The 16,339-nt window shown below is 70.7% G+C and carries 12 protein-coding genes and 3 tRNA genes; 3 read left to right on the plus strand and 12 right to left on the minus strand.

Annotated elements, in window-relative coordinates; translation table 11 throughout:
- Positions 1-6: 6 nt before the first annotated feature.
- The 3 genes from U874_RS14815 to U874_RS0110085 all read right to left on the minus strand — a co-directional run bounded on the left by U874_RS14815 (position 7) and on the right by U874_RS0110085 (position 2,785).
- The gene (locus U874_RS14815) at positions 7-2,487 is read right to left on the minus strand and encodes an InlB B-repeat-containing protein (protein ID WP_025134418.1); all 2,481 of its coding nucleotides are present in this window, start codon (positions 2,485-2,487) and stop codon (positions 7-9) included.
- A gap of 116 nt (positions 2,488-2,603) precedes the next feature.
- Positions 2,604-2,677 (minus strand) — tRNA-Met (locus tag U874_RS0110080).
- Positions 2,678-2,713: 36 nt separating this feature from the next.
- Positions 2,714-2,785: transfer RNA gene (locus U874_RS0110085), tRNA-Thr, on the minus strand.
- 123 nt (positions 2,786-2,908) lie between these two features.
- Between U874_RS0110085 and U874_RS0110090 the strand changes: the two genes are divergently transcribed.
- A complete protein-coding gene (locus U874_RS0110090) occupies positions 2,909-3,382 on the plus strand; it encodes a hypothetical protein (RefSeq protein WP_025134419.1) in 474 nt (157 codons plus the stop codon).
- Between the two features lie 93 nt (positions 3,383-3,475).
- Here the strand turns inward: U874_RS0110090 and U874_RS0110095 are convergent.
- The 3 genes from U874_RS0110095 to serS all read right to left on the minus strand — a co-directional run bounded on the left by U874_RS0110095 (position 3,476) and on the right by serS (position 5,796).
- Positions 3,476-3,563, minus strand: a tRNA-Ser gene (locus U874_RS0110095).
- Between the two features lie 79 nt (positions 3,564-3,642).
- A complete protein-coding gene (locus U874_RS0110100) occupies positions 3,643-4,521 on the minus strand; it encodes an HAD family hydrolase (protein WP_025134420.1) in 879 nt (292 codons plus the stop codon).
- Between the two features lie 3 nt (positions 4,522-4,524).
- The gene (gene serS / locus U874_RS0110105) at positions 4,525-5,796 is read right to left on the minus strand and encodes a serine--tRNA ligase (protein WP_025134421.1); all 1,272 of its coding nucleotides are present in this window, start codon (positions 5,794-5,796) and stop codon (positions 4,525-4,527) included.
- 59 nt (positions 5,797-5,855) lie between these two features.
- Here serS and U874_RS0110110 point away from each other — a divergent pair, with 59 nt between their 5' ends.
- Positions 5,856-6,854 (plus strand): diacylglycerol kinase family protein, encoded by a 999-nt coding sequence (locus U874_RS0110110; RefSeq protein ID WP_029988188.1) that lies wholly within the window; start codon positions 5,856-5,858, stop codon positions 6,852-6,854.
- An 87-nt stretch (positions 6,855-6,941) separates the two neighbouring features.
- On the opposite strand, the gene pheA is transcribed toward U874_RS0110110, so the two are convergent.
- Entirely contained in the window at positions 6,942-7,901 is a 960-nt protein-coding gene (gene pheA / locus U874_RS0110115) for a prephenate dehydratase (RefSeq protein ID WP_025134423.1), read from the minus strand.
- Positions 7,902-7,979: 78 nt separating this feature from the next.
- Positions 7,980-9,626: a phosphoglucomutase (alpha-D-glucose-1,6-bisphosphate-dependent) gene (gene pgm / locus U874_RS0110120; RefSeq protein WP_025134424.1), complete on the minus strand. Its 1,647-nt coding sequence runs from the start codon at positions 9,624-9,626 to the stop codon at positions 7,980-7,982.
- A gap of 215 nt (positions 9,627-9,841) precedes the next feature.
- Here pgm and U874_RS0110125 point away from each other — a divergent pair, with 215 nt between their 5' ends.
- On the plus strand, positions 9,842-10,639 hold the full coding sequence (locus U874_RS0110125) for an HAD-IIA family hydrolase (RefSeq protein WP_025134425.1): 798 nt from the start codon (positions 9,842-9,844) through the stop codon (positions 10,637-10,639).
- Here U874_RS0110125 and U874_RS0110130 read toward each other — a convergent pair.
- The 4 genes from U874_RS0110130 to U874_RS0110150 all read right to left on the minus strand — a co-directional run bounded on the left by U874_RS0110130 (position 10,636) and on the right by U874_RS0110150 (position 16,213).
- A complete protein-coding gene (locus tag U874_RS0110130) occupies positions 10,636-11,973 on the minus strand; it encodes a DegT/DnrJ/EryC1/StrS family aminotransferase (protein ID WP_051582874.1) in 1,338 nt (445 codons plus the stop codon). The genes U874_RS0110125 and U874_RS0110130 overlap by 4 nt on opposite strands.
- Positions 11,974-12,148: 175 nt before the next feature.
- Positions 12,149-13,657, minus strand: coding sequence for a sodium:solute symporter (locus tag U874_RS0110140; RefSeq protein WP_025134427.1), 1,509 nt, complete (start codon positions 13,655-13,657; stop codon positions 12,149-12,151).
- Between the two features lie 166 nt (positions 13,658-13,823).
- Complete coding sequence (locus tag U874_RS0110145; RefSeq protein WP_025134428.1) at positions 13,824-15,305, minus strand: aldehyde dehydrogenase family protein; 1,482 nt, start codon at positions 15,303-15,305, stop codon at positions 13,824-13,826.
- The gene (locus U874_RS0110150) at positions 15,302-16,213 is read right to left on the minus strand and encodes an NAD(P)-dependent oxidoreductase (RefSeq protein WP_025134429.1); all 912 of its coding nucleotides are present in this window, start codon (positions 16,211-16,213) and stop codon (positions 15,302-15,304) included. Before U874_RS0110150 ends, U874_RS0110145 begins: the two co-directional genes overlap by 4 nt.
- Positions 16,214-16,339: the final 126 nt, after the last annotated feature.

The following is a 16,339-nucleotide window of genomic DNA, read 5'->3' on the forward strand; positions in this document are numbered from 1 at the left end:
CGGATCCTAGCAGCCGGTCCCTGAGCGCGACTCGGCCTCGGCGCCGACTCCGCGGCGTCTCCCGAGCGCCAGGATCCCGCCCAGGAGCGCGAGCGCGGTGCCGAGCGCGGCGGCGCCCCAGCCGAGCCCGGCCCCGCTGCCCGACACCGCGAGGGCGGTGCCCGCGCCGGTGCCCGCGCCGGTCCCACCCGTTCCCGGCCCGGTCCCCGGACCCGTTCCCGGGCCCGTTCCCGGCTCTGTCCCTGGATCGGTCCCCGGCTCCGTCCCCGGCTCCGTCGGGGAGCTCGCCCGCTCCCACCCGGCGAACAGCGTGAGGTCGGCCGTGATCCCCGCGCCTGCGTCGAAGCGTTCGCGCAGCGTCGCATCGGTGAACCAGCCCGTGAACGTGTATCCCGCCCGCGTCGGGGTGGCGGGCAGCACCAGTCGCTCGCCATGGTCGACGCGCTCGGAGCCGACGGGCGCCCCGCCGCGGGAATCAAACGTCACCGTGTAGACGATCGTCTCCCACATCGCCTCGAGCGCGAGCGGGCCCCGCACGGGCTGCGCGAAGTCGTACGCGGCGCTCTCACCCACGATCCGCCACCCCAGGAACCGCGCGCCCACGCGGATCGGAGCGGGATCGGGCGCGCTCGCCGTCCCGCCCGCGAGCACCCGCACCTCGCTCGCCGGATCGCCTGTGCCCGCGTCGAACGTCACGGCGTGCTCCGGGATCCCGAGTGCCGCGGCCCCGCTCTCCGCCGTGCCGAGGCGGTTCTCGAGCACCGCCCGGAACTGCGCGCCCTGCCGCTCGGCGGTCACCGGCACGTGCAGCGTCGAACGGCCCGCTCCGGTCGCCGTGCTCGCATCCGCGCCGACCTCCGACCAGTTCGCGCCGCCGTCGCGCGACTCCTGCCAGGCGATCTCCGGCTCGGGCGCCCCGGTGAAGGCGACCGCGAACTCGGCCGTCTCGCCGAGCGCCGCGGACTGCGTCGCGGGGTGCTCGCTGATGAGGGGCGGATCGACGTAGGCGAACGCCGCGGGAAGCGTGATGTCCTGCTGGGGGTCCCGCCCGAAGGTCCACGCGAGCGCCACGTCGACCGCACCGTAGGCGGCGCCCGCGGGCGTGACCGCACGCACGACTCCCGCCGCATCGTCGGGGGTGACCGTGGGGCTCAGCACGCCCCCGAAAGTCACGGCGGTCACCGCGGTCTCGGGCTGCAGCACGGGAGTCGGCACCGTGCTGTTCACCACCGTGCCGTCACCGAGCTGGGTGTAGTCGTTCAACCCCCAGCTGTACGTCGTCCCGTCGCTCGCCGTGGCGAAAGAGGTGCCGTTGCCCGCGGCGAGGCTCGTGAACACGACGCCCGGCGCACTCACGAGCGCGGGCGAGAGCTGGCCCTCGGTTGAGGTGGTGCCGTTGCCGATCGCGCCGTAGGTGTTCGCTCCCCAGGCGTAGATCTCCCCGTCCTCGGTGCGCGCGAGCGAGTGCTTCCCGCCGCTCACCACCTCGGTGAATCGCACCCCATCGGGCGTCGGCAGCTGCACCGGCACGCGCGAGTCCTGTTCGGTGCCCGTGCCGAGCGCACCCAGGTAGTTCCATCCCCAGGCGTACAGCTTGCCGTTGTCGCCGACGGCGATCGAGAAATCCCAGCCCGCGGCCACATCGACGTAGGCCACGTTCCGCGGGGTGGCGATGCGCGTGGGCTGCCGCTTCTGGTCCGTCCGGCTGCCATCGCCGAGCAGGCTGTCCGCGCGCCCCCAGGCGTAGGCGACGCCGTTCTCGCCAATCGCGAGTGCGTGCGTTCCCAGCGCACTCACCGTGCGGAACGCCGTGCCGTCGGGCATCGTCACCGGCACGGGCGTGCGCTGCTCATAGGTCAAGGAGCCGTTCCCGAGTTGCCCGTCGAGGCCGGATCCCCAGGCCCAGGCGCGCCCGTCCACGTCGAGGGCGAAGCCGTTCTCCTCTCCCGCGACCACCCGGGTGAGGCGCACTCCGTCGGGCATGTCGATCAGTCCCGGGGTGTCGCGTCCCGGGATGGCGCCCGCCCCCAGCAGACCGCTCTCACCGTCGCCCCACGAGTACCCCCGACCGTCCGCGTCCACCGCGTACGCGGTGAAGGTCCCGACGGCGACCGACGCGATGGAGGCATGCTCCGGGGTGTGCACTCGCACGGGCCGCGTGGCGTTCAGCCCGCTCCCGTCCCCGATCACCCCGTAGGCGTTCGAACCCCAGCCGTAGAGCGTGCCGTCATCCGCGAGGCCGAGTGAAGCATGGTTGCCCGCACCGACCCCCGCGAGCGTGATGGGCTCCGCCGCGGGCAGCGGGAACTCCACCGTGTCGCCGCCGGCGAGCCCGCCCTCGGCACCGGGGCCGGGGGCAGCGGCAGGGGCAGCGGGGGCGTCGGTGATCGCCTGGGCGGGTGCCGCGACCCCGGCCCCCGGCACGCCGAGCACGCAGAGCGCGCCCAGCGTGACTCCGGCGACAACCTGCCTGATGGTGCTCCCCATTGCGTGACTCCCCGCTCCCCCGAAACAGCGCATTCAAGCGCTATCCTAAGGCGCGCGGAGGCATCCGCAGAACAACAAAACCCCCGGGCGAACCGGGGGTTTTGAGTGACTCTCTGTAGCTGAGGCGGGGCTCGATCCCGCGACCTCACGATTATGAGTCGTGCGCTCTAACCAGCTGAGCTACTCAGCCAAACTGGCCCGCACAAGGTGCGAGCCAGAGAGTCAGAGCCCCGACCCAGGATTGAACTGGGGACCCCTTCCTTACCATGGAAGTGCTCTACCACTGAGCTATCGGGGCGAAGCCACCTCGCGGCGACAACCGTTTGAGAATAACACCTTTCGCATCCCGATGCGAAATCTGCTTGGCTAGGTGATGCGCGCCGGGCATGTCGGCGCAGAATTACAACGGAAAGAGGAGCGCGTGAACAGCCGCGTCGTTGCCATCGTCGGAATCATCCTGGCCCTGTGGATGTCGCTCGGGCGGTGGCTGTTCGGGATCGGCGGCACGCTGTCCTGGTGGTACGTGCCGACCATCGGACTCGTCTTCGTGATCCTGCAGCTCTGGCTCGCCCGCCGCCTCACGGTGACGCGCGAGCGCGGCAAGCGCACGAGCCGCAGCACGATCGTCTCCCTCGTGCTGGCCTGGCTGTGCGCGATCGGCTTCGGCCTCACGGTTCCGGATTCCGCCGACGGCACGCTCCAGTCGATCCTCGGCCTCGCATCGGGGTCCGCGTTCTCGGTCGAGATGTCGATCGCGCTGTGCAACCCGCTCGGGATCATCGCCTTCGCCCTGGCGATCGCGTCGCTCGGCTTCGCCTACGCCGATGCGCGGGATCCGAAGCCCGAGGAGGACGAGGTCGCCGAGGGCGGGATGGTGCCGCACCCGCTCAGCTGACTCCCCGAGGCCGGTCACCCCGAGGCCGGCCGCCGCGACTCCGCGACCGAGAACAGCTCAGCCCCCTACCGGAGTAGGGGGCTGAGCGCTGAGCGGAGGGTAGGGGATTTGAACCCCTGAGACGGGGTTACCGCCTGCTTGTTTTCAAGACAAGTTCCTTCGGCCGCTCGGACAACCCTCCGCCGACGAGCCTAGCAAACCGCACCGGGACCAACGGACGGGCACGGCTCAGAGACCGGGCACGCGGCCCGCCGCTCCGCTCAGCCGAGCTGGGGGAAGCGCTCACGCAGCGCCGTGAGCAGGCCGTTCTCCTCGATCGTGCCGGTCACGCGCGAGGCGACCCGCTGCACATCGGGCACCGCCTGCCCCATCGCGACCCCGTCGCCGCGGCGCGCGGCCCAGGCGAGCATGTCGATGTCGTTGCGCCCGTCGCCCGCCGCGAACACGCGCGAGCGCGGGATGTCGAGGTGCTCGCGCACCACTTCGAGGGCGCTCGCCTTCGTCACCCCGTCGGGGGCGATGTCGAGCCAGGAGGTCGTGCCGACGGCGTAGGAGACGTGGGTGAGGCCGAGCGAGCGCACGGCGCCGACGAACTCCTCGAGCCGATGATCGGGCGACACGACGACCACGCGGGAGGCCTGCACGCCGAGGAGCTCGTCGAACGGCACCTGGCGCTGATCCGCGGGGAGCGTGCCCGTGGGGATCTGCTCCGTGTAGAGGAAGCCCCCGTCGGCCAGCTCGACCGCGAAGCGCGCCGTGACGAGCTGCGTACGAATCTTCTGCAGCGCCTCGCTCGGATCGAACGCCTCGACGCGCTCGCGCCGGTACGCGCGGTGCGCGAGCGGGTCCCGCTTCAGCGTGACCGCGCCGTTCGCCGCGACGATCCACTCGGGGCGGATCCCGAGCCGCTCCACGATCGGCAGCGTGGCGTCGACGGAGCGGCCCGTCGAGACGATCACGGCGTGCCCGGCGGCGTCGAGCGCGCGGATCGCGGCGGCGAGATCGGGATCGATGTGCCCGCCGCTCGGATCGTCACCGGCCCCCTCACCGAAGCCGTGGCTCAGCACGGTTCCGTCCAGGTCGAGCGCGATGAGGTGCCGGTCGGCGGCGGTCACGGCCTGCAGTGCGGGGGTCGTCATGAATTATCCTTCGGCGATCGGGCTCAGCACCTCGAGGCCGCCGAGGTAGGGACGGAGCGCCTCAGGAACGGTGACGCTGCCGTCGGCGCGCTGGTGGGTCTCGAGGATCGCGACGAGCCAGCGCGTCGTGGCGAGCGTGCCGTTGAGCGTGGCGACGGGGGCCGTCTTGCCGCTCTCGGTGCGGAAGCGGGTGGCGAGGCGGCGCGACTGGTACGTCGTGCAGTTCGAGGTCGAGGTGAGCTCGCGGTACGCGTCCTGCGTGGGCACCCAGGCCTCGATGTCGAACTTGCGGGCGGCGCTCGACCCGAGGTCACCGGCCGCGACATCGATCACGCGGTAGTGGAGGCCGAGCGACTGGAGCATCTCCTCCTGCCAGCCGACGAGGCGGTCGTGCTCCGCCTCGGCGTCGGCCGGGTCGGTGTAGACGAACATCTCGAGCTTGTTGAACTGGTGCACGCGCAGGATCCCGCGGGTGTCCTTGCCGTGCGATCCGGCCTCGCTGCGGTAGCACGTCGACCAGCCGGCGTAGCGGATGGCGCCGCCCCCGAGATCCACGATCTCGTCGGCGTGGTACCCGGCGAGCGCGACCTCGCTCGTGCCGGTGAGGAACAGGTCCTGCGCGGGGAGGTGGTAGACCTCGTCGGCGTGCTCGCCGAGGAATCCGGTGCCCTGCATGATCTCGGGCTTCACGAGCGTCGGGGTGATGAGGGGCGTGAAGCCGTGCGCGAGGGCCCGGTCGAGCGCGAGGTTCATGAGTGCGAGCTCGAGGCGCGCGCCGACGCCGCGGAGGAAGTAGAAGCGCGCGCCGGAGACCTTCGCGCCGCGCTCCATGTCGATCGCGCCGAGCATCTCGCCGAGCTCGAGGTGGTCGCGCGCGGGGAAGTCGAACTCGGGCTTCGTACCGACCTCGCGGAGGGTGACGAAGTTCTCCTCGCCGCCCGCGGGGACGCCGTCGATCACGAGGTTCTCGATGCGAGAGGCGAGCGCGGCGAATGCGGTCTCGGCTTCCTTGGCGCGCGCCTCGGCGGCCTTCACGCCGGCGGCGAGCTCCTGCGCCTGTGCGATGAGCGCGGGCTTCTCCTCCTTGGAGGCGGCTTTCACCTTCCCGCCGAACTCCTTCTGTTCGGCGCGGAGCGTCTCGAACTCGGTGAGCGCGGATCGACGAGCGGCGTCTGCGGCGAGCGCTTCGTCGACCACCCCCTCGTCGTTTCCACGCGCGCGCTGCGAACGCTTGACGGCCTCGGGATCGGTGCGGAGGAGTACTGGATCGATCACACCGCCCAGCTTACCCGTGCCGAGCTGGGTGGGCGGGGACCGGGCACTACGCTGGTCCCATGATCGACTCCCCTGCGCGACCTCAGCCGAGCGCGGCCGTCGTCTACCACCCGCTCAAGACCGACGTCGCCGGGCTGCGGAGCGCCGTGCGCGAGCAGGAGCACCGCTTCAGCTGGGCGCCGACGCGCTGGTACGAGACGGAGGAGGCCGACGCCGGGGTAGCGGCCACGCGCGCGGCGATCGCGAACGGCGCGAGCGTGGTGCTCGCGAGCGGTGGGGACGGCACGATCCGCGCCGTCTCGGAGGCGCTGCGGGGCACCGGGATCCCGCTCGTGATCATCCCGCAGGGCACCGGCAACCTGCTCGCCAGGAACCTGGGCGTGCCGCTCAACCGGCTCGACGAGGCGGTGCGCGCGGCCTTCACGGGCGACAATCGCGCGGTGGACGTGGGGATCCTCACGATCACCCGCGCGGACGAGTCGGAGGACGAGCACCTCTTCCTCGTGCTCGCGGGCATGGGGCTCGATGCGCGCGCGATCTCCGCGACGCGGGCGACCCTGAAGAAGCGGCTCGGCTGGCTCGCGTATGTGGACGCCGGGGTGCGCACGATGCTGCGTGACGGCCCGCTGCACATCCACTACTCGATCGACAATTCGCCGCTCAAGCCGCTCTCGGTCTACACCGTGATGATCGGCAACTGCGGGCTCATGCCGGGCGGGGTGCTCCTCATCCCGGACGCAAAGCTCGACGACGGGATGCTCGACATCGTGGCGCTCCGCCCCCTGGGCGCGTTCTCGTGGCTGCGGATCTGGAACAAGATCGGCTGGGAGAACGGGGTGCTCAGGAAGACGCGGGCGGGACGCCGGATCATCGACCTCGTGAACGACACGAAGGCGGTGAACTACTCGCAGGTGCGGCGCTACGCGCTGTCGGTGTCCGAGCCGGAGCCCGTGCAGCTCGACGGCGACGACTTCGGGCTCGCGCTCGCGGTGAGCGGCGTCGTCGATCCCGGCGCGCTCGTGGTGCGGGTGCTCCCGGAGTGGCGCGCTCAGTCCTGAACGGCCGCCCCTCCGGGGCTCCCTCGCCGGATCAGTCCTTCCGGATCAGCCCCGCCGGCTCAGCCCCGCCGGCTCAGCTCCGCCGACTCAGTTCTCGCCGTCGGCGGTGCCCTCGATGACCCCGCGCAGCCAGTCGCGGGCGTCGCGGAAGGCGTCGTCGTCGTGTGCGGCGCGCGTGGTGGCCGCGATCCGGTCGGCGCGCGGGTACGAGCCGAGGAAGACGACGTTCGGGCTGAAGCGCTTCACGCCGAGCAGCGCATCGGCCACGCGGGCATCCTTCACGTGCCCCTCCGCGTCGATGACGAAGCGGTAGCGGCCCATCCGGTCCCCGATCGGCCGGGAGGCGAGCAGGGTGAGGTTCACCCCGCGGGTGGCGAACTGCTCGAGTAGGTCGAGGAGCGCGCCGGATCGGTCCTCGGGGAGCTCGACGATGAGCGAGGTCTTGTCGGCGCCGCTCGGCTCCCCCACGGGAACCGTGCGGCTCACGAGCACGAAGCGCGTCACCGCGTCGGGGTTCTCGGCGATCCCCTCGGCAAGCACCTCGACGTCGTAGTGCGCCTCGATCCCGGGCGGCGCGATCGCGGCGTCGATCCCCTTCTCGGGGTCGAAGAGATCGGCCGCCGCCTGCACGTTCGAGGTGGCGATGAGGTGGCGGTGCTGCGGGGCGTGCGCGTCGAGCCAGGCCCGGCACTGCCCGTACGCGACCGGGTGGCCGGAGACGACGGCGACCTCGTCGAGCGTCGTGCCGGGGCGCGCGACGAGCACGAAGCGCACGGGCACGAGGTACTCGCCGACGATGCGGAGGCCCGGGATCGTGGCGAGCAGATCCTGCGCGACGGTCACGCCACCGTCGATCGAGTTCTCGATCGCGATCATCGCGGCATCACTGCGGCCCGAGACGACGTCGCCGAGCGCCTCGCCGAGGTTGTCGACGGGGTGCCACTCCTGGCCGGCGGCCTCGGGCACCTGCTTGAGCGCGGCCTCCGTAAACGTCCCGGCCGGCCCCAGGTAGGAGTAGCGGCGGGCGGATGCGGAGGTCTCTGACATGCCCCCTAGGCTACCGCGCGCGAGGCGCCGGGCCGATGCCGCTCCCGGCTCCCGACCCCTGGCTCCCGGCTCCCGCTCTCACTCGGCGCGGAGCACGCGGGCGACGAGCGCCTGCGCGGCCTCCTGCACCCGGGCGAGATGCTCCGGCCCGCGGAACGACTCCGCGTAGATCTTCATGACGTCCTCCGTGCCCGAGGGCCGGGCCGCGAACCAGGCGTGGTCGGTCTGCACCTTGAGCCCGCCGATCGCCGCGTCGTTGCCGGGCGCGCGGGTGAGGATCGCGGTGATCGGATCCCCCGCGAGCTCGGTGTCGGTCACGTCGCTCGGCGCAAGCGCCCCGAGCGCGGCCTTCTGCTCGGGCGTCGCCGCCGCATCGATGCGCGCGTAGGCCGGCTCCCCGTACTGCGCGACGAGCTCGCGGTAGCGCTCGGCGGGCGACTGCCCCGTGACCGCCTGGATCTCCGCGGCGAGCAGCGCGAGCAGGATCCCGTCCTTGTCGGTGCTCCAGGCGCTCCCGTCGAAGCGCTGGAAGGAGGCGCCCGCGCTCTCCTCGCCGCCGAACACGACCGAGCCGTCGAAGAGCCCCGGCACGAACCACTTGAAACCGACGGGCACCTCGAGCAGTGCGCGGCCGTGGCCCGCGACGACGCGGTCGATCATCCCCGAGGAGACGAGCGTCTTGCCGATGCCCGCCGCAGCCGGCCACTCGGGCCGGTGCGTGAGCAGGTAGTCGATCGCGACCGCGAGGAAGTGGTTCGGGTTCATCAGGCCGTCGGCCGTGACGATGCCGTGCCGATCCGCGTCCGCGTCGTTCCCCGTGATGAGCGAGAACTCGCTGCGGAACGCGTCGACCGTGCGCATCACGTGCGCGGAGGACGGATCCATGCGGACCTTGCCGTCCCAGTCGAGGTGCATGAACCCCCACTGCGGGTCGACGCCCGGGCCGAGCACCGTGAGGGGGATCGCGTGCCGCTCTCGGATCGCGGCCCAGTAGGCGACGCTCGCGCCGCCGAGCGGGTGCGCGCCGAACGAGACGCCGGCCTCCCGGATCGCGGCGAGGTCGATCGCCTCGGGGAGCGCGTCGACGTAGGCGCCCAGGAAGTCGAAGTGCGGCGCGGCCGCGCGGGCGTCGGCGTCGGCGCGCGGGATCGCGGCGACGCCCGCGGCGAGGAGCTCGTTCGCGCGGGCCGCGATCCAGTTCGTCGCGTCGCTGTCCGCGGGGCCGCCGTGCGGCGGGTTGTACTTGAAGCCGCCGTCTGCGGGCGGGTTGTGGCTCGGAGTGACGACGATCCCGTCGGCCCGGCCCGGGTCGTCGGCCGCGCGGCCACGGTTGTAGCTGAGGATCGCGTGGCTGAGCGCCGGGGTGGGCACAAACCAGGCGTCGCCCGTGCCCGCGGAGGGGCGCGCGTCGACACCCGCGGCGAGGAGCACCTCGACGGCCGTGCGCTCGGCCGGCGCGGAGAGCGGGTGGGTGTCCGCGCCGATGAAGAGCGGGCCGGCGATGCCCTGCGCCGCACGGTACTCGGCGATGGCGGCGCTGATCGCCGCGATGTGCGCGTCGGTGAACGCACCGGTGAACGCCGAGCCGCGGTGCCCCGAGGTGCCGAACACCACGCGCTGGGCGGGATTCGCGAGGTCGGGGCTCGTCTCGGCGTAGGCCAGGAGCAGGGCGTCGACGTCGACGAGGTCTTCGGGGCGTGCGGGGGTGCCAGCGCGTTCGTGCATGCCCCCAGTGTGCCACCCCTCCCCCACCCACTCCTCCGATTCGGGGTCACTCCGGCACCGTGTTGCGGGTGGGCGGGTCCGCAACACAGTGCCGGAGTGACCCCGATCCGGGGGCGGACCGGCGAGGGGGCCGTGGGTGAGCGGGGCGGCGGGTGGGGTGGCCGGTGGGGTGCCAACTTCACCGCCCGTTCATGGGCGCGGTCTATCCTGTTGCCATGACCGAGCGTGCGATCCACCCCCGTCGGAGCGATATCGAGTGCTGGCTCACGGACATGGACGGTGTCCTGGTCCACGAGAACCGGGCGATCCCCGGAGCGGCCGAGCTGCTCGAGCACTGGCGCGAGGAGGAGATGCCCTACCTCGTGCTCACGAACAACTCGATCTTCACGGCCCGCGATCTGAGCGCCCGCCTCGCGGCCTCCGGCATCGACGTCCCCGAGGACCGGATCTGGACGAGCGCGCTCGCGACGGCCGCCTTCCTGAAGCAGCAGAAGCCCGGCGGCTCGGCCTTCGTGATCGGCGAGGCCGGGATCCTCACCGCGCTCCACGACGCGGGCTACGTGATGACCGAGTCGGATCCCGACTTCGTCGTGGTGGGCGAGACCCGCAACTACTCGTTCGAGGCCATCACGAAGGCGATCCGGCTGATCAGCCGCGGCGCGCGCTTCATCTCGACGAACCCGGACGCCACCGGCCCGAGCCCCGAGGGCCCGCTCCCCGCGACGGGCGCGATCAACGCGCTCATCACGAAGGCGACGGGCATGGAGCCGTACATCGTGGGCAAGCCGAACCCGATGATGTTCCGCTCGGCGCTCAACAAAATCGGCGCGCACTCGCACAACACGGGCATGATCGGCGATCGCATGGACACCGACGTGGTGGCCGGCATGGAGGCGGGCCTCCACACCGTGCTCGTGATGACGGGCATCTCGGACCGCTCCGAGATCGAGCGCTTCCCCTTCCGCCCGGACGAGGTGCTCGGCTCCGTCGCGGAGCTGCTGCCCCGCGACTAGGGGCACGGGGCTGGCCTCCCCCACAGGTCGGAACCGAAACTGCGCCGGATCTCGCGCGAGCGCTCGGCGTCAGCGAAGTCCCCGCGCAGCAGCGCGGCGATGAGCGCTGCGATCGGTTCGGCGTGCTCGAACCCCGCGCCGAGCCGCACGATCTCCTGGGTTCCGAGCCGGATCCCGCCGGCTTCCTCGCCCACGCTCTGGTGCGGCAGCCGGCACGCGCCGACGAAGACTCCGCCGGCCTCGAGTGCCCGCATCGCCCGGGCTCCTCCGCCCCAGGGGGCGGCGTCGACCACGACTTGGTGGGTCGCGGTGATCCCGCGATCCGCCCCGAGGAGCGTGAGCCCGTGCGCGTGGAGCCGCTCGCCCAGCGCCACGGCAAGTTCAATCGTGCGCTTCGCCCAGGCCGGCCGCTGTTCGACGGCCTCCGCGGTCGCGATCGCAAGCGGACCGAGCCGCGCCGGATCGTAGTTCGATGAGAGCACGGGCGCGAGTGCTTCGCCCATGCGCTCCGCCACTTCGGGCTCATTCGTCACCGCGGCCCCGCCCGCTGGCCCGGCCAGGGTCTTGTAGGTGGAGAAGGTGAGCAGATCCGCGCCCTCTGCGAGCGGGTTCGGGAACTCGCCCGCCGCGATCAGCCCCGCCACATGGGAAGCGTCGAAGATCAGCCGGGCTCCGACGCGATCCGCGGCGTCGCGCAACGGCCCGATCCGTGTCGGGAACTGGATCACGCTCCCGCCGACGAGAATGATCCGCGGGCGCACATCGCGCACGAAGTCGACGAGTTCCGCATCGAGGATCTCACCGCTTCGCGAGTCGACGGGGAGGAAGCTCCCCCGCAGGCCGCGGACTCCGGCGGTCCCGTCTGCAAGGTGACTGGTGTGGCTCCCCGCGCTCGGCGGCAAGGTCGCGATCGTGTCGCCGGGCGCGGCAAGGGCGGCGTATGCGGCGAGATTCGCGAGCGTTGCGGTGACGAATCGTCCGTCCGCGAATCGTCCGCCGAAGCCGTTCCGCAGCTGCTGCGCGACGATCACCTCGAGTTCCTCGATGGGACCGAGCGCGGGCTGGATCTTCTCTCCGGGCCAGCCGATCGCCGGGCGGGAGGCGAGATCCGCAGTGTGGGCGGCCCGCACGCGGGGAGACAGCACGTTGCTCCCCGCGTACAAGTTCAAGCCGCCCCCGCCGCTGAGCCGCAGCTGCGCGTCCTGTGCGGCCGTGACGGCGCCCGTCACCGCGTCCGCATCCGCCTCCGCGTGAGCGGCCACGAGTTCCGCAGCGCGCCGCTGCACGGGAGCTGTTCCCCAGGGGATCAAGGGGGTGTCGAGCAGTGCGCTCACAACGGTTCTCCTCTTCTTCTGAACAGGGGCGTGGCCGCCCGGTGCCGCGGGGCTACTCGCCGCGGAAGGCGTCACGCAGGTCGCGCAGAGTGGGCGGAAGGCCCATGGCGGTGACCGCGAGACCGACGACGATCGCGAGGATCACGCCGCCGTAGAGGATGACTCCGTACATGATTTATCCTTCCTTCGTTGCTGTCGCAGGCGCTGCGTCTCCCGCAGCGTCCGAGTCGTCGCTGACACCGCTCGTCTCATCCCACACGGTCTCGACCGCGGCGGTGTCGGGCGCGACGATGTCGAAGCCGCGTGGGGCCATCCCGGTCTTCGGCGTAAGCGCCACCACCAGGAAGAACACGATGAGGTTCGTCACGAGGCCGACGGCGAGGCCGAGGATGCCGAACGGCTCGCCGAGCGGGCCGTTCCAGAGCCAGGTCGACAGCAGGCCGGCCACCATGGCGATGGGGCCGGCGAGCCGGTGCCGCACGTCGAAGAGCACGCCGAGCAGCAGCGGCACGATGACCGTGGGAGCCCAGGTCGAGAAGTACACCATCAGGATGTCGATGATGTTCGGGAACGAAAGGCCGACCACGAGGGCGATCACCCCGATCACGAGATTCATGACCCGCTGGAAACGGAGGCGCGTGTGATCCTCGATCTTCCGCCGCCCGCCGAGAGTCCAGAGATCGCGCACCACAACGACCGTGGTCGAATTCAGGAATGAGGACGCGCTCGACATGATGATGGCAATGAATCCAGCGACGAGCAGGCCGGTGAAGCCCGCAGGAATCACGCGGTTGATGAGCTCGGGCATGGCCGCGTCGGAGGGGATCGTGGGGTCGAGGGCCCGCGCGAGGATTCCGCCCGAGGAGGTCGTGAAGAGGAACACGATGCCGAAGATGCCCGCGTAGATGAACGCCTTGCGCACGGTCTTCGTGTTCGCTCCGGCGAAGGCGCGCTGGGAGTAGGGCTGGATAAGCGTCTCGCCGAAGACGAAGCCGATGAACAGGCTGATGAAGAACCCGATGGGCTTGTCGCCGGTGATCGTGAAGAACTCCGGCGGCACACTCGCGACGATCTCCGCGGGGGTGCCGACGCTGCGGATCGCGACCAGGATCGCGATGGGGATCGCGACGGCGAGCACGGCGAAGTGGATCACATCGGCTCGGACGTCGGACCAGAGCCCGCCCGCGGTCGAATAGACGATGACGATGAGCGTGAGCACGATCGCGCCGACCGTGAAGTCGATTCCGGTGAACACCTCGAGGATGGTTCCGAGAGCGCGGATCTGCGCGCCGAGGATCGCTGCGCAGACCACCATCGAAATGAGTCCGGTGAAGACCCGGGCCACCACGCCGTAGTGGTGCTCCATCACGTCCCCGACGGTTTCGGCGGCGTAGCGGCGCAGGCGCGGAGCGACCCAGATGCCGACCGCGATCGTCGCGAGCGGGAATCCGAGCAGCGCGAAGAAGTAGGTGTATCCCTCGCGGAACGTTGCCCCCGCGGCGCCGATGGCGAAGGACCCGCCGATGTAACTCGCCGCGAGCGTCGCGGTCACGATACCGACCGGAAGCGAAGACCCTGCGACGGCGAAGTCGCGGCCGGTCTTGACCTTCTTCAAGCCGGCGAGCCCGATGAGCACGATGATCACCAGGTAGCAGGCCACGATGACCCAATCGATGACTGTCATGATGAGATTCTCCCCGTCGAGTTCTCGGTGCGAATGTCTGCGAACACGTTTCCTCCTTGTAACGCCTGCATACCGTGGGCTGAGCAGCGCTGCTCAGTGCCGGTGGATCGGGCCCGTGGGGCCCGATCCACCGGAGTGGCACGTGCGGGTGCAGCGTGCCGGGTGCCTACGCCGAGATGGCGATAGTGATGTTCTTCACGTTGGTGAAGCTCTCGAGCGCACCATCGACCGAGTATTCCCGACCGAGCCCGCTCTGCTTGTTCCCGCCGTACGACATTCCAGGCAGCTGCCCGCCGCCGCGGTTCACCTGGATCCACCCGGCCTCGAGCCGGTTGGCGGTGCGGAGCGCTGTCGAGACGTCGCGGGTGAACACGTAGCCGGCGAGACCGTAGTCGCTGTCGTTCGCCCACTCGATCACCTGCTCCTCGTCGGACCAGGGAATGACCACCAGCACGGGTCCGAAGACTTCCTCGCGGGTGACGGCCCAGTCCGCCTGAGCCCCGAGGATCACGGTCGGGGCCACGTAATACCCCTCCCGGTCGGCGGGGTTTGCCGTTCCGCCGGTGGCGAGCTCGCCGCCGGCTTCAACCGCTCCGGCGATGTAGGACAGGACGGTAGCGTGCTGGTGCGCGTTCACGATCGCGCCGATGTCCGAAGCCTCGTCGAGCGGATCGCCGACGCGCAGCTTCCCGAGGGCTTCGACGAGCTTCGGCACGAAGTCCTCGATGATGCTCTCGTGCACGTACAGCCGCGAGCCCGCCGTGCACGACTGCCCCTGACGGGTGAAGCGCATGGCATTGATGACGTGCTGCACGGTCTCGGCATCATTCGAGTCGGGGAACACGATCGCGGGCGACTTCCCACCCAGCTCGAGCGTCACGGGGGCGATCCGGTCTGCCGCGGCGGAGATGATGTCCTTGCCGACTCCGGTGGAGCCGGTGAAGGTGAGCTTGGCGACCCGTGGATGGCGGGCGAGCGCCGCGCCCGCAACGCTGCCGGAACCCGTCAGCACGTTGAGCACTCCCGGGGGCAGGATCTCGTTCGCCCACTCCGCGACGCGGAGCACGGCGAGCGGCGCGAGGTCCGCGGCCTTGAGGACGAGCGTGTTGCCCGTCATCAGGGCCATCGCGATCTTCAGCGAGGACAGCGTCACCGGAGCGTTCCAGGGCACGATCCCGCCCACCACCCCGATCGGTTCGCGCACCGTGTAGCTCAGCAGTCCGTCCCCAAACGGCAGAGTCTCACCCTTCTGCTGGGAGGCGACTTCGCCGTAGAAGCGGAAGATGTCTGCGCCCGAGGCGGCCTCACCTCGCGCCTGCGTGCGCAGCGCGTTGCCCGTCTCCGAGGCGATGAGGCGCGCGAGCTCCTCCTGCTGCTCAGCGATCCGGTCGCCGATCGCGAGCAGCATCCGGCCCCGATCGCGAGCGGGCAGGCGCCCCCACGTCGCGAACGCCGCCTGCGCCGCGCTCACCGCGGCGTCGACATCGCGCTCGTCGGAGGCGGGGACGAAGGCGAGAGTCTGCTTGCGACCCGGGTTCTCGACCGCGGTCCACGCGCCGCTCTGCGCCGCGCGCCACTCACCGCCGATCAGCTGCGGAACCTCGGGTGCGGTCGTGGTGTCCGCGTCGAGTGCGGTCCGAACAATCATGCGATGCCTGCTTCCTTCGTCTGGAGTCGAGTGCCGGTGAAGTCCTCGTAGAACTCGACCACGCTGGTGAAGTCCTTCGCCCCACGACCGTCGCGATGACCGATGCGGAAGAGGTCGCCCACCACGTTCGAGACGGGGGTGGGCAATTCGGTGCGCGCCGCAGAGGTGAGGAAGAGCTTGATGTCCTTCAGCATGAAGTCGAGCGCGAACCCAGTGGGACGGTCCTCCGTGAAGAGCGTGCGGGGGAAGTAGCTCGACAGCACGTGGCTGTTCGCCGAGCTGGTCGAGAGGACCCGGGCGGCCGTATCGAGTTCCACGCCCGCCGCTACCGCCGCGCTCAGGCCTTCGCCGAGCGCGGCGATGTTGATCGCCGTGATGATGTTATTCGCGAGCTTGATCGCTTGGCCGCTCCCGGTCTCCCCCACCAGAAACACATTGCTCGCGTACGCCTCGATCACCGGGCGCGCGCGCTCGAACGCCTCGGCGTTCCCTCCCGCCATCACCGCAAGCGTTCCCGCTTCAGCCCCCTGCACTCCACCGCTCACCGGCGCATCGAGGTAGGTGACTCCTGCCTCCGCGGCACGCGCAGCGAGTTCGCGAGAAGTCTCGGGGTCGATCGTGCTGTGATCAATGATGATGGTGCCGGGACGCGCACCCTGCAGCACGCCGCGCTCACCCGCAACGACCGCGCGGACGATCGCGGGCGACGGCAGGCTCAGGAACACGATCTCCGCCTGCGCTGCTGCCTCCGCGGCGGACTCCGCGGCGGTCGCGCCCTGCGCGACGAGCGCCGCAACGGCTTCGGCGTTGAGGTCAGACACGGCCACGCCATGCCCCGCCGCGAGCAGGTGCGGAACCACCCGACTGCCGATATTTCCGAGGCCGATGAAGCCCAGCTGTCCTGCCACGATGTGCTCGCTTTCGTCATTGAAAATTGGGCCTGCAGAGTCCTGTCGCGGCCGTTCGCCTCTGAGATTAGGGAAGTTGCCGCGGCGAAACGCACGAGAAGTGTTGACGATTCACCACCGGAAGTT

The sequence above is a fragment of the Leucobacter sp. PH1c genome (genome assembly GCF_000633415.1).
GTDB lineage: Bacteria > Actinomycetota > Actinomycetes > Actinomycetales > Microbacteriaceae > Leucobacter.